The sequence below is a fragment of the Oerskovia sp. Root22 genome (assembly GCF_001429135.1).
In the GTDB taxonomy this organism is placed as follows: domain Bacteria; phylum Actinomycetota; class Actinomycetes; order Actinomycetales; family Cellulomonadaceae; genus Oerskovia; species Oerskovia enterophila.
In genome coordinates this window covers 257,588-270,669 of record NZ_LMIL01000010.1, presented here as the reverse complement: position 1 = coordinate 270,669, position 13,082 = coordinate 257,588, and the positions used below count along the sequence as shown (strand labels likewise).

Below are 13,082 nucleotides of genomic sequence, written 5' to 3'. Positions count from 1 at the left end.
GGCGCGCCTGTGGACGAGGGGGTCGTCCACAGGCGCACCGTCGGGCGTCGAGCCTTGCCGCGGGTCAGTCGACCGCGAGCGCCTCCACCGGGGAGGTGCGGGCGGCCGAGCGGCCGGGGATCACCGACGCCAGGAGTCCGGCGACGAGGGCCACGACCAGGACCAGGGCGACGTCGCGCCACGGCACGGCGAGCGTCACGTCGCCCATCACGGCCAGGGCCGCGGACGCGCCGGCCCAGCCGTACAGGATGCCCAGCAGGATGCCGAGCACGGCACCGACCCCCGCGATGAGCATGCCCTCGATCGCGAGCATCCAGCGCAGCTGGGACCGGCTCAGGCCGATGGCCCGCAGGGTCGCGGACTCACGGCGGCGCTCGATGACCGAGAGCGAGAGCGTGTTCGCGACGCCGATGAGGGCGATGACGACCGCGACCGCGAGGAGACCGACGATGACGCCGAGGATCGTGTCGACGACCTTCTGGTACATCGCTCGCTCGACCGCTGCGCCCGTGACGTCGATCGGGAGGTCGCTGTCGGCGAGCGCGTCCTGGAGCGCGGGCACCACGGACGCGGCGTCGTTGACGTCGGCCAGACCGACCCACGCGGTCGTGACCGGCGCGCCCGTCGCGACGCCCTCGAGCGTCTGCGGCGTGACGAGCAGCGCACGTCCACCCATCGGGGTCACGAGGGCCTCGAGGGTCGCGGGCGTGCCCTCGGGGTTCGCGTCCTCGGGGAGCGGTGCGGCGGTCAGGACGAGCTGGTCGCCCGTCGAGATGTCCCAGCTCTCGGCGACCCCTGCCGGGACGACGACCGTGCCGGGGGCCAGGCCCTCGACCGCCTTCTTGTCGCGCGAGAGCGCGGTCGCCGCACCGGGGTCGACGCCGCGTGCGAGGAACGTGATGTCGTTGCCGTCGAGCGGGACCGTGACGGACGTCGCGGTCAGCGGGACGACGGACTCGACGCCGTCGACCTTCTCGGCCGTGGCGATCGTCGACTGCGGGAGCTCGACGGGCTGGTTGCCGCCGTACTCGTCGTAGCCGTCGGTCGCGAGCGAGACGTCCACGGGGTAGCGGCCGTCGAGCTCGTTGTTCATGCTCATCCGGGCGCTCACGGCCCCGGTCGACATCATGGCCACGAGCGTCACGCCGATGAGGAGCGCGGTGCTCGTCGCGGCCGTGCGGCGCGGGTTGCGCAGCGTGTTCGCCGCCGCGAGCTTCGCCGTGCTGCCCGAGCCCGTGAGGACCTTGCCCACGAGGCTCACGACCTTCGGGAGCCAGAAGATCGCTCCCACGAGGACGCCCACGAACGAGGCCGCGCCACCTGCGGTCGCGGCGAGCAGACCGGCCTCCGCGCTGCCCTGCTGTCCCAGGAGGACCCCCAGGACCAGGAGGCCCGCACCGCCGACGACGAGGATCGACGAGATCGCGAGGCGGACGCGTCCTGCGCCCGACGAGAGGGTCGGTGCGTCGGAGGGACGCAGCGCGGCGAGCGGGGCGACCCGGGTCGCGGCGCGCGCCGGCGAGAACGACGCGACGAGCGTCACGACGGTCCCGACGAGCAGGGGGACCAGGACCGCGACGGCCGTCACCTGGACGACCGAGGGCAGCGGGATGCCGAGGTCCATGCTGCCCGCGACGGTCAGCGCGAGCTGGACGAGCCCGATGCCGAACAGGATGCCGGCGACCGAGGCGACCAGGCCCAGGATGACGGCCTCGAGCAGGACCGAGCGCGCCAGCTGCTTGCGGTCGGCGCCGACGCAGCGCAGGAGCGCGAGCGTCCGGGTGCGCTGGGCCACGAGCACCTGGAAGGTGTTCGCGATGACGAGGGCCGCCACGAGCAGCGCGATCGCCGCGAACGTGAGGATCACGTAGGTGAAGACGTCCTCGCCGCCCGTCATCTGGGCGGCCTGGTCCTTGGCGTACTCGGCACTTGTCCAGACCTTGGTGTCTCCCCCGAGCGAGCCCGTGACGGTCGACCGGACGGCCTCGAGGTCGGTCCCGGGCGCCAGGGCGACCAGGACCGCGTTGTACGAGGTCGCCGAGTCGCCCGGGACGAAGCTCTCGGCCTCCCAGGCGGTCAGGTCCTCGTCCGACAGGACACCTGCGCCGCCCACCTGGGCGTAGGCGCCCATGGGGTCGTCGAGGGTCCCGACGAGGGTCAGCTTCTCGTTGGTGTCCACGAAGGTGCCGGCGGGCGCCTCCTCGTCGGGGGCGGGCTCGTCGGCGGGGGCGGCGTCGCCGCCCCCGTCAGCCGACGCGGCGTCCTGCGGCAGCGCTCCCTCCTCGGTGGGTGCACCCGCCTCGGGCGCTGCGCCCTCGGCGCTCGGCGTCCACACCGAGCGTACGACCGTCACGGTGTCGCCGAGCGCGAGCCCGAACCGCTCGGCGACGTCGGACGGCAGCGCGATCTCGCCCGAGCGTGCGGGCATCGCGCCCTCGACGACCTCCTGGGCCTCGAAGCGCGGGTCCGAGGCGGTCGGGACGACCACCTGGTAGGTGCGCTTGCTCCCCGAGACGAGCTCGAAGGCGCGCATGACCTGCGGGTCGGCGGCCTCGACGCCCTCCGTCCCACGGATCTCCTCGAGCCCGGCCTCGTCGATGCCGGCACCGTTCGCGACCACGAGGTCGGAGTCGGCGAACTGCGCGGCGATCGAGTCGGTCGTGATGCGGTTGATGACGGTTCCCGCGAGCAGGGTCGCGGTGAGGAAGGCGGTCCCGATGAGGATCGCGATGCCGGCGGCGCTCAGCCGCCCGATGCTGCGGCGCATCTGCGCCAGCGTGAGCCGGACCATCAGGCGCGCACCGCCGTCGGACCGGTGGTGCCGGCGAGGGCGTCCGCGGGGTCGCTCTCGAGCGTGCGCAGCGCGTCGAGCCCGGCGAGGACCGACTCGGGCGTCGGGTTGTCGATGTCTCCCGCGATGCGCCCGTCGGCGATGAGGATGACACGGTCCGCGTAGGCGGCAGCCGTGGGGTCGTGCGTGACCATGATGATGGTCCGGCCGAGCTCGCGCACCGAGCGGCGCAGGAAGCTCAGGACCTCGGCGCCCGAGCGCGAGTCCAGGTTGCCCGTGGGCTCGTCCGCGAACACGACCTCAGGCTTGGCGATGAGCGCGCGGGCGATGGCCACGCGCTGCTGCTGGCCGCCCGAGAGCTCGCTGGGGCGGTGCGTGAGGCGCGCGCCGAGGCCCAGGGTCTGGACGAGCGTCGCGAGCCACTCCTTGGTCTCGGCGTCGACCTTGCGTCCCGCGAGCTCGATCGGCAGCGTGATGTTCTGCTCTGCCGTGAACATGGGCAGCAGGTTGAACGACTGGAAGACGAAGCCGACGCGGTCGCGGCGCAGCCTGGTCAGCTCGTTGTCGCCCAGTGCCGTGATCTCGGTGTCGCCGATGAAGCCCTGGCCGCTCGAGGCGGTGTCGAGCCCGGCGAGCAGGTGCATGAGCGTGGACTTGCCGGAGCCCGAGGGGCCCATGATCGCGGTGAACGCGCCCTTCTCGAAGTCCACGTCGACGCCGTCGAGGGCGCGCACGGTCGCCTCGCCCTTGCCGTACAGCTTGGTCAGGGACCGGGCGCGCACGGCGGGCGTGCCTTGCGCCGGGGCGTTGCCGGGGATGGGCTGGTACACGGTGGTGTCCACGTCTGCTCCAGGAGAGTTCGTCGTCGGTCTGCGTCGGTCCCGGGCGGGGCGCGCGAGGCGCCCGTGGCCGGGACCGAGGGGGTGCGGGAGAGGGCTCGAGGCCCTCGTTCCCACCTGATGACGACACTAGGAGCCGGTGCGGGGGTCGTGCGTCCGGCGAGGGGCGGGTCCTCGGGACGCGGGACGTCATCCCGTGGTCGTACGCGGACCGGGGGAAACCCCTACCTGCAGGTGCCCGACGGCGTCACGCGCCCGGGCGCACGAGTCCCGTCTCGTACGCGGTCACCACGGCCTGGACGCGGTCGCGCGCCCCGAGCTTGGCGAGGATGCGCCCGACGTGGGTCTTGACCGTGGCCTCGGCGACGTACAGGTCGCTCGCGATCTCGGTGTTGGACCGGCCTCGGGCCATGAGCACGAGGACCTCGCGCTCACGCTCGGTGAGCGAGGAGATCTGCTCCTGCGCCCCCGTGTCGACGAGCTGCTCGGCGGGCAGGGCCACGACCAGGTGCTCGAGGAGCCGGCGGGTCGAGGACGGGGCGATCACCGCGTCGCCCGAGTGCACGGTGCGGATCGCGGCGAGCATCTCCTCGGGCGGGGCGTCCTTGAGCAGGAACCCGCTGGCCCCGGACCGGATGGCCTCCAGGACGTACTCGTCGAGGTCGAACGTCGTGAGCACGATGACCCGGGGCACGTGCTGGCCCTCGGCCGCCGCGGCGGTGAGCTGGGCCGTGGCCGAGAGGCCGTCGAGGTGCGGCATGCGCACGTCCATGAGCACGACGTCGACCGGGTGGTCCGCGAGGAGCCGCAGGGCCTGGAGCCCGTCGCCGGCCTCGACCGTGACCTGGAGGTCGGGCTGGGAGTCGATGACCATCCGGAACCCGGCACGCACGAGCTGCTGGTCGTCGACGAGCGCGACCCGGATGGGGGCCTGCGCGGGGAGGTCGGGAGTGAAGAAGGTGGAGGTCATGGTTCCTGGGGATCGTCGGGTGCGGGGGCGGGGGTGCCGGACGTCTGCTGCCCCATCCTGCCCGACGGCGGAGCGGGCGGCGCCGGGACGGGGGGAGCGACGCCGTCGAGCCGGGGGATGGGCATGGTGAACCGGACGCGGAAGCCGCCACCGGGTCGCGGACCCGTGGTCACCGCGCCGCCGAAGATCACCGCGCGCTCGCGCATCCCGAGCAGGCCGTAGCCGGGGGAGTGCGTGCCGTCGGCGGACGCCCCGCGGCCGTCGTCGTCGACCGCGAGCTGGAGCGTGTCGACCCCCCACGTCACGACGACCGTGACGGTCGGGTCGGGGCCCGCGTGCTTGAGGATGTTGGTGAGCGCCTCCTGGCACACGCGGTAGACCGTCAGACCGGCGCCCGGGGGCAGCGGGCGCGGGGTGCCCATGCGGACGAGCGAGATGCGCATGCCGCTGTCGCGGACCTGCGAGACGAGCGACTCGAGGTCGGCCGAGTCGGGCTGGGGCGTGAGCTCGACGCGCCGCACGGACCCGGTGGCGGTCGGCACGGCGCCGGTCGTCGGGCTGCTCGTGCGCGGGCCCGTCGTCTGGCTCGTCGCCGTGCCTGCCGCCGCGCCCGTCGCCCGGGCCTCGTCCAGGACCTGCCGGGGACGGTTGTTGAGCCCGGGGGCGTGCGTGAGCTGCGCGGGGTGGCCCGAGCCCGCGACCGCGTCGCGGTCGTCGGTGCGCAGGACGCCCAGCAGTCGGCGCATGTCGGCGAGGGCCGCACGACCGGTGTCCGAGACCGTGGCCAGCGCACGCGTGGCCGCGGCGGGGTCGGCGGCTCCTGCGTACCGGCCGCCGTCGGCCTGGGCGATGATGACCGACAGCGAGTGGGCCACGATGTCGTGCATCTCGCGCGCGATGCGCGAGCGCTCGGCGGCCGTCGCGATCTGCGCCTGCTGGTCGCGCTCGACCTCGAGGCGTTCGGCACGGTCGACCAGGGCGTTGATGGTCTCGCGCCGTGAGCGGCGCACCAGACCGAAGGCCCAGACCGCGAGGAACATCATCGTGGTGAACATCGCCGTGAAGACGAGCACCCCCGCGGCCTCGGCCGTGCTGCTCGCGTTGACGGCGAGCCTCAGCCCGAGCACGAGCGAGCCGGCCGCCGAGGAGATCATCGCGGTGCGGTGGGCCCAGCGAGGGCCGTAGACCGTCACCGAGAACAGCGAGATCAGCAGGAGGAAGTCGGACGGCAGGAAGACGATCCCGACGAGCAGGTGGACGAGCGCGACCGCGTAGACCGTGACGGCCGAGGCGACGGGGCGGACCCGTCGCCAGGGGAGCGGGGCCAGCATGCCGATCGTGAACAGCGTCGAGAGCGTCGACCCGCCCGTGACGCTCGTCCCGTACGCGAGCGCGAACGGGATGAAGACGAGCGCGATGACGGCCGTGCTCGTGAGGTCGACCGCGAACCGGTGCCGCTCCCACCACTTGCCCATGTTCTCGTACCAACCCATGACTGCCAGGGTAGGTGGCGGGACCGGGACGACACGTCCTCCCGGGGACGGACGCGACGCGCGACCGTGGGGGGACCCGCAGTCGGCGGGCGGCCAGGACGAGGGGCGGCGCACGAGATCCTGCCGTGGGGAACCGGCGGGCGCGGGTCCTGCCGGACGGCGCGGACCGGGACAGACCCGGGCAGAGCGGAACCCCGGCTGCAGCGTGTCCATCAGGTGCGTCACGAGCGTCCCACGGGGCCTGATGGATAACGCCAAAGTTCTGCGAATGCCCTAGCATGATCGAATGACCCACGTACTGCTAGCGGAGGACGACCCGGCGATTGCCGAACCTTTGGCGCGTGCGCTGACGCGTGAGGGTTACAACGTGGTCGTGCATGGAACTGGTCAAGGAGCGATCGACGCCGCGAGCGGTGTCGACATCGTGGTCCTCGATCTGGGCCTCCCGGACATGGACGGCCTGGACGTCGCACGTGAGATCCGCAACAAGGGTCTGACGACACCGGTCCTGGTCCTCACCGCGCGTGCCGACGAGGTCGACCTGGTGGTCGGCCTCGATGCCGGCGCCGACGACTACGTGACCAAGCCCTTCCGCCTCGCCGAGCTGCTCGCCCGCGTCCGGGCGCTGCTGCGTCGTACGCACGGCGACCCGACCGACGAGGAAGAGCTGGTCGCCCAGGACGTCCGTATAGACGTCGCTGCGCACCGCGCCTTCCAGGGCGACCGCGAGCTGCACCTGACGACCAAGGAGTTCGAGCTCCTGCGCGTCCTCATCGCGAGCGCGGGGTCCGTCGTGGTGCGTGACACCCTCATGCGAGACGTGTGGGGCTCGGAGCCCGTGGGCTCCACCAAGACCCTGGACATGCACGTGTCCTGGCTGCGCCGCAAGCTCGGGGACGACGCCAACTCGCCGCGCTACGTCTCCACGGTGCGAGGCCTCGGCTTCCGCTTCGAGACCGGCGAGGGCTGATCCCCCGACGGGGCTGAGCGAAAGGTCGGGGAAGCGTGCGTCGACGCGTTCTGCAGGCGACGGTCGCGGCCGTCGCCGTCGCCGTGCTCCTGCTCGGTTTTCCGCTCGCGTTCCTCGGGGCGCAGTTCGTCCTGGCCAACGAGATGGACCAGCTCCAGGGCCGCGTCGACACCCTGGCGCGGAACATCGACAACAGGCTCGCGCAGAACGAGCCCATCCCGCAGTCGGTCCTCGACAACGCGTCCGTGGGGCGACCGGGGGAGCTGCCCGCGTACGTGTTCGTGAACCTCCCGGACGGCGAGCAGATGACCGCGGGCGAGGTCGTCACGGGGCGAGCCAACGAGGCGGCGGACCGGACGGACCAGAACGCGACGGTCGCGCTCAGCACGTCGTTCGCCGAGAGCTACTGGAAGGCCGCCCAGATCGTCCTGCTCGTCGTGGCGGCCTCGGTCGTGGCGTTCGCGGCCGGGATCGCCATGGCCGTGTGGCAGGCGAACCGGCTCTCCGCGCCGCTCGTCTACCTCGCGGCGTCGGCCGAGCAGCTCGGGTCGGGGCAGGTGCGCCCGCGGCTCGAACCCTCCGGGGTCGAGGAGATCGACCTCGTCGCAGCCGAGCTCGCACGCAGCTCGGACCGCCTGGCCGGCCGCCTCGCGGCCGAGCGGCAGTTCGCCTCCGACGCCTCGCACCAGCTCCGCACGCCGTTGACGGCGCTGAGCATGCGGCTCGAGGAGATCTCGATGGCCTCGGACGACCCTGCCGTCCAGGAGGAGGCCCGGATCTCGCTCGAGCAGGTCGAGCGGCTCGTCACGGTGGTCGACGACCTGCTGACCCAGTCGCGGCGGGCCCAGGGCGGGACCACCGAGGCCGTGCGGCTCATCGAGGTCGTCCGGCAGCAGGAGGAGGAGTGGGTACCGACGTTCGCCCAGGCCGGGCGTGAGCTCGTGATCGACGTGCCCGAGGGGTACCAGGTCCTCGCGACGCCGGGCGCGCTCGCCCAGGTCCTCGCGACGCTCATCGAGAACTCGCTCAAGCACGGTGCAGGCACCACGACCGTCCGCGCCCGCCCCAGCGGGACGAGCGGCGCGGTCGCCGTCGAGGTCGGCGACGAGGGCGAGGGCGTCTCGGACGAGATGGCGCCACGGGTCTTCGAGCGCGGTGCGACCTCAGGAGCGGGGACGGGCCTGGGTCTCGCGCTCGCGCGCGACCTGGCCGCAGCCGACGGAGGAAGGCTCGAGCTCGCGCAGCGCCGTCCGCCGATCTTCGCGCTCTTCCTCGCGGGGGTCCCGCGGACGCTCGACCCGCGGGTCGTCCTGCCGACGGGGACGCTGATCTCCGCGCGGGGCGGGCGGCGGCGTCGGCGTGGTCGTGGACCCGAGGTCGAGCCCCGCTAGGTGCGGGCGCTCCGGTGATCGGCGGGATGCCGGGCCCGGTCAGGCTCCCGTGAAGACGAACCTGCGGTAGCTCACGTAGCGGAAGACGTTGGCCAGGGCCAGGCCGACCACGTTCGCGGAGATGTTCTCCGCGAGCGGCGAGGTCAGGCCCAGGACGCTCGTCGAGAAGGCGAGGCACCCGATCGAGATGGCCATGCCGACGGCGTTGACGAGCAGGAAGCCGACCAGCTCGCGCGTGCGCTGCGTGGTGCGCCGGTCGGAGAACGTCCAGTAGCGGCTGCCGAGCCACGAGACCAGGGTCGACACGACGACGGCGAACGCCTTGGCCTCGAGGGGGCTCGAGCTGAGCGCCTCCCAGGGGCCGAACCGCAGGAGGTTGAAGACGCCGAGGTCGACGAAGAACGCGATCGTCCCGACGAAGCTGAAGCGTCCGAGCTCGAGGAGCCGCGCGGCGACGCGCGCACGGCGCAGCGCCCCACGAGGGCGGACGTCGACCGGCCCGCGAACGGCGGATTCACGGACGGTGGACGCCCCGGCGGGTTCGAGCACGAGCTCGTCGACCTGGCTGGACATGGTCGGCAGGGTACGCGGTCGACCTGGGAACAATTGCCAGAAGCAACCGATTGCTGGGACGGGTCGGCCGGAGCCGTGCCGAGCGACTACCCTCGGTACACGTGTCAGCACCAGTGATCGCCGTTGTCGGAGGCGGGCAGCTCGCCCGCATGATGGCCCCTGCGGCCGGTGAGCTCGGGGTGCACCTGCGGGTGCTCGTCGAGGCCCCCGGGTCGTCGGCGGCCCAGGTCGTGACCGACGCCCCGGTGGGCGCGGCCGGGGACGAGGCCGCGGTGCGAGAGCTCATCGCCCCGACCGACGGCCGGGCGCCCGCGGACGTCCTCACGTTCGAGCACGAGCACGTGCCCAACGACCTGCTCGCCGACCTCATCGCGCACGGCACCCCGGTGCGCCCCGCGCCGCACGCGCTGGTCCAGGCGCAGGACAAGATCGTCATGCGTCGGCGGCTCACCGAGCTCGGGGCCCCGTGCCCGCGCTGGGCGCCCCTGCCGGTCGACCCCGAGGCGGGCCACGCGAGGCTCGTCGAGTTCCTCGCCGAGGTCGGGGGGCAGGCCGTGGTCAAGACCTCGCGCGGCGGCTACGACGGCAAGGGAGTGCGCGTCGTGTCGTCGGCCGACCAGGCCGCGGACTGGCTCGCGGCGGCCGCCGCGGGCGGACCGCAGCTCCTCGTCGAGGAGAAGGTCCCCTTCACGCGTGAGCTCGCGGTCCTCGTGGCCCGCCGTCCGAGCGGCGAGGTGCGCACCTGGCCCGTGGTCGAGTCGATCCAGCGCGACGGCGTGTGCTCCGAGGTCGTCGCGCCCGCGCCCGACCTCACGGAGGCCGAGGCCGAGGAGGCCCGGACCGTCGCGGTCGCGATCGCCGAGGGGGTCGACGTGACGGGCGTGCTCGCGGTCGAGATGTTCGAGGTGCTCGACAGCACGGGCGACGGCTGTCCGGTGCGCCGCGTCCTGGTCAACGAGCTCGCGATGCGCCCGCACAATTCGGGACACTGGACCATCGACGGATCGGTCACGAGCCAGTTCGAGCAGCACCTGCGCGCCGTCCTCGACCTGCCGCTGGGCGACACCTCGCCCACGGCCCCGTGGACCGTCATGGCCAACGTGCTGGGGTCGAGCCTGCCCCGGCTGACGGACGCCCTGCCCGCGGTCCTGGGGGCGTTCCCCGACGCGCGCGTCAACCTGTACGGCAAGGACGTGCGCCCCGGCCGCAAGCTCGCCCACGTGAACGTGAGCGGCCATGACCTGGTCGAGGTCCGCCGTCGGGCGCTGGGCGCCGCCGCGCTGCTGCGCGGCGAGACCCTCCCCACGGACCCCACCACCGACGAGACGAAGGCCTGAGACATGACCGAGAACACAGTGACAGGCACGAGCGCCACGCCCGACAGCCCCATCGTGGGGATCGTGATGGGTTCCGACTCCGACTGGCCCGTCATGCAGGAGGCCGCGAACGCGCTGCGCGAGTTCGGCGTGGCCATCGAGGTCGACGTCGTCTCGGCCCACCGCATGCCCACCGAGATGATCGACTACGGTCGCAGCGCTGCCGAGCGCGGCCTGCGTGTCGTCATCGCGGGCGCCGGGGGAGCAGCACACCTACCCGGCATGCTCGCGGCCGTGACGCCCCTGCCGGTCATCGGGGTCCCCGTGCCCCTGCGCTACCTCGACGGCATGGACTCGCTCCTGTCGATCGTCCAGATGCCCGCGGGTGTGCCCGTCGCGACCGTCTCGATCGGGGGCGCGCGCAACGCGGGCCTGCTCGCTGCGCGCATCCTGGCCTCGGGCGTGGACGACGACGCAGCGCGCCTGCGCGAGAAGATGGTCGCCTTCCAGGAGGGGCTCAGCGAGCAGGCGCACGCCAAGGGCGCCGCGCTGCGTGCCTCGGTCGCCGGGGAGCGCCGGACGGGGTTCGGAATCTAGTCGCTACCCCTGCAAGGACGCGCGGCGTCGGCACACAGGTTGGGTATGAGCCTCTGGGGAGAGCCTGCCGACGGCCGTGTCGACCGGGCGACGCTCCGCCTCGTGCTGGGAGCGGTCGCGCTGATCGTCCTCGCCGGGTGCGCCTCGACCGGCACCGATGCCTCAGGCACGGCGGTGCCCGGCCAGGTGGTCCTGTCCGGGGACGTGGGCCAGGCGGAGCTCGTCCCCGCCGGCAGCGTGGACGGCGAGGTGGCGTCGGAGAGGCTGGGCGGTGCCGAGATCGTCTACGGCCGCATGGTCGTCGTCGGGCGCTCGGCCGAGGTGGACCACGCGCTGCTCGTCGCACGGGGAGCAAGCTCGTCCTGCCTCACCCTCCCGTCGAAGGTCGTGTGGCTGGATTCCCGGCACCTGTCGGTGGACGCCGACGTCACGAAGCCCGTCGAGGGGGCCGGGCGCGCCGGCGAGACGGCCGAGTGCACGGCTGACCTGGTGTGGTCCGTCGTGCGGATACCGGTCGACGGCCTGCCGGCCGACGCGTTCGAGGTGACGATCGACCAGCAGCAGGCTGGTCCCGAGACCTTCACCGTCGACGCCGAGTAGGGGCCCGGGGCGAGCGTGCGCGCGGAGCCGCTCTACCGAGGGAGTCCACCGACGGTACCCGCGGGCAGCTTGCCGTCACGGACGTCGGTCCAGAACGCGGGGCTGAGCTCCGGATCGAGCTGGACCGTGGACCCGGCTCCGCCCGGACGGTAGTCGGGGTTGGAGATGGGCGGGGTCCCCGTGATCCCTTCCGGTCCGTTGGCCTCGCGGAACGCGAGTGCCATCTTGCCGAGGTCGATGATGCCGGTCTTCTCGTCGACCACGAGCGAGGCGAGACCGGCGTCGATCAGCGAGACCTGTGTCCCGGGCTTGAACAGGAGACTCTTGTCCGCGGCCTTCTGGCTGACGGCTCCGATGACCTGCCGTTGGCGCTCGGCGCGGCCGATGTCCCCCTGGGGGTCGGAGTAGCGCATCCGCGAGAACGCAAGAGCCGTGTGACCGTCTGCCGGGTGGCACCCGGCAGTCCAGACGAGCTCGCTCCGGGCGTCGTTCACGTCGTAGTCGAGGCACAGCTCGACGCCCCCGACCGCGTCCACGATGCCTTCGACGCCGCCGAAGCCGATCTCGATGTAGTGGTCGACCGTCAGCCCGGTCAGCTGCTCGACCGTCTGGACGAGAAGCGGTGCCCCGCCCCACGAGTACGCCGCGTTGAGCTTCGAGGCGCCCTTGCCGGGGATCTCCGCGTAGGTGTCACGGGGCAGGCTGATGAGCGATGCCGGACCGCTGCCGGGCTTGTGGAGCAGCATGATCGTGTCGGTGCGAGCGCCCTCCGTGCCGTCCTCGCTGATTCCCTCACCACGGGCGTCGGAACCCGCGAGGAGGTAGGTCTCGCCCGGAGTGCCTGCGGCCCCGGACAGGGCCTCGACATGCTGGATCTTCCCGTTCGCCCACACGAGCAGTCCGATCGGCCAGGCCAGGAGGAGCACGAGGGCGAAGACGCCGACGACGGCGGCGAGACGTCCCTTGCGGAGCCGGAAACCGGACCCGCCACGCGTCGACGGGGCGTCGAGCCGAGGGCGGGTGGGTGCCGAGCGGGTGATCGGTGGGCGCGCCGCACCCTGACCACCGGACGCCGGGGCAGGACGCGGACGGGAGCCTGGTGAGCCCGTAGCTGTGCGGTTCGTGGCTGCGGGCCGGATCGAACCGGGGTGGCCGGGAGAGGGCGCGGGTCGCCCCTGATCCGGGGCCGGGCTACCGGTCGGACGAGCGGGGGGGCTCACAGGGCGGGGTTGGCGCCCCGCAGCCGGCGCGACCGAGGGAGGTGCCTCGGCGCCGGATGCCGCGCGCCGCGCGACCGGGGTGCTGGGCGGCGCGCCGTCGTCGGATCGTGGGGCACGCGCACCGACGGGCCGGGGAGGGATTGCGGACGGAGGTGTCCCGGGGCGGGACTGGGGTGACGACGCGCTGCGCGACGACTGTCGCTTGATGCGCGGTTCGGCCGAGAGGGGGACGTCTGGCGAGAGGGGCTCCTGGGGGTGCAGGGCGCCCGTCCGAGACCCGTCCGATCCCACGGCGATGGCGTCGTTGGCGCTCGGTGGCCGG

General features: G+C 73.0%; 11 protein-coding genes. 5 read left to right on the top strand and 6 right to left on the bottom strand.

The window, feature by feature from the left end; genetic code table 11:
* Positions 1 to 64 precede the first annotated feature (64 nt).
* The 4 genes from ASE15_RS21740 to ASE15_RS14875 all read right to left on the bottom strand — a co-directional run bounded on the left by ASE15_RS21740 (position 65) and on the right by ASE15_RS14875 (position 6,093).
* Entirely contained in the window at positions 65 to 2,767 is a 2,703-nt protein-coding gene (locus ASE15_RS21740) for an ABC transporter permease (RefSeq protein WP_304438080.1), read from the bottom strand.
* A gap of 23 nt (positions 2,768 to 2,790) precedes the next feature.
* Positions 2,791 to 3,633, bottom strand: a complete 843-nt coding sequence (locus tag ASE15_RS14885) for an ABC transporter ATP-binding protein (RefSeq protein WP_056645935.1) — start codon at positions 3,631 to 3,633, stop codon at positions 2,791 to 2,793.
* A 244-nt stretch (positions 3,634 to 3,877) separates the two neighbouring features.
* Positions 3,878 to 4,600 carry a response regulator transcription factor gene (locus ASE15_RS14880; protein ID WP_056645937.1) on the bottom strand — a complete coding sequence of 241 codons (723 nt, stop codon included), beginning with the start codon at positions 4,598 to 4,600 and terminating at the stop codon, positions 3,878 to 3,880.
* The gene (locus ASE15_RS14875) at positions 4,597 to 6,093 is read right to left on the bottom strand and encodes a sensor histidine kinase (protein WP_082608468.1); all 1,497 of its coding nucleotides are present in this window, start codon (positions 6,091 to 6,093) and stop codon (positions 4,597 to 4,599) included. The genes ASE15_RS14880 and ASE15_RS14875 overlap by 4 nt, the downstream gene beginning before the upstream one ends.
* 286 nt (positions 6,094 to 6,379) lie before the next feature.
* Here ASE15_RS14875 and ASE15_RS14870 point away from each other — a divergent pair, with 286 nt between their 5' ends.
* Positions 6,380 to 7,063 carry a response regulator transcription factor gene (locus tag ASE15_RS14870; RefSeq protein WP_056645940.1) on the top strand — a complete coding sequence of 228 codons (684 nt, stop codon included), beginning with the start codon at positions 6,380 to 6,382 and terminating at the stop codon, positions 7,061 to 7,063.
* A 35-nt stretch (positions 7,064 to 7,098) separates the two neighbouring features.
* On the top strand, positions 7,099 to 8,454 hold the full coding sequence (locus tag ASE15_RS14865; RefSeq protein WP_056645943.1) for an ATP-binding protein: 1,356 nt from the start codon (positions 7,099 to 7,101) through the stop codon (positions 8,452 to 8,454).
* A 39-nt stretch (positions 8,455 to 8,493) separates the two neighbouring features.
* On the opposite strand, the gene ASE15_RS14860 is transcribed toward ASE15_RS14865, so the two are convergent.
* Complete coding sequence (locus ASE15_RS14860; RefSeq protein ID WP_082618483.1) at positions 8,494 to 9,027, bottom strand: GtrA family protein; 534 nt, start codon at positions 9,025 to 9,027, stop codon at positions 8,494 to 8,496.
* Between the two features lie 101 nt (positions 9,028 to 9,128).
* Here ASE15_RS14860 and ASE15_RS14855 point away from each other — a divergent pair, with 101 nt between their 5' ends.
* From ASE15_RS14855 to ASE15_RS14845, 3 genes are read left to right on the top strand one after another with little or no spacing between them, the layout of a single operon-like run.
* Positions 9,129 to 10,364 (top strand): 5-(carboxyamino)imidazole ribonucleotide synthase, encoded by a 1,236-nt coding sequence (locus ASE15_RS14855; RefSeq protein WP_056764107.1) that lies wholly within the window; start codon positions 9,129 to 9,131, stop codon positions 10,362 to 10,364.
* A gap of 3 nt (positions 10,365 to 10,367) precedes the next feature.
* Positions 10,368 to 10,940, top strand: coding sequence for a 5-(carboxyamino)imidazole ribonucleotide mutase (gene purE, locus ASE15_RS14850; RefSeq protein ID WP_056764105.1), 573 nt, complete (start codon positions 10,368 to 10,370; stop codon positions 10,938 to 10,940).
* Positions 10,941 to 10,985: 45 nt separating this feature from the next.
* A complete protein-coding gene (locus ASE15_RS14845) occupies positions 10,986 to 11,540 on the top strand; it encodes a hypothetical protein (protein ID WP_056764103.1) in 555 nt (184 codons plus the stop codon).
* Between the two features lie 32 nt (positions 11,541 to 11,572).
* Here ASE15_RS14845 and ASE15_RS21530 read toward each other — a convergent pair whose 3' ends face one another.
* The gene (locus ASE15_RS21530; protein ID WP_056764100.1) at positions 11,573 to 12,466 is read right to left on the bottom strand and encodes an LCP family protein; all 894 of its coding nucleotides are present in this window, start codon (positions 12,464 to 12,466) and stop codon (positions 11,573 to 11,575) included.
* Positions 12,467 to 13,082: the final 616 nt, after the last annotated feature.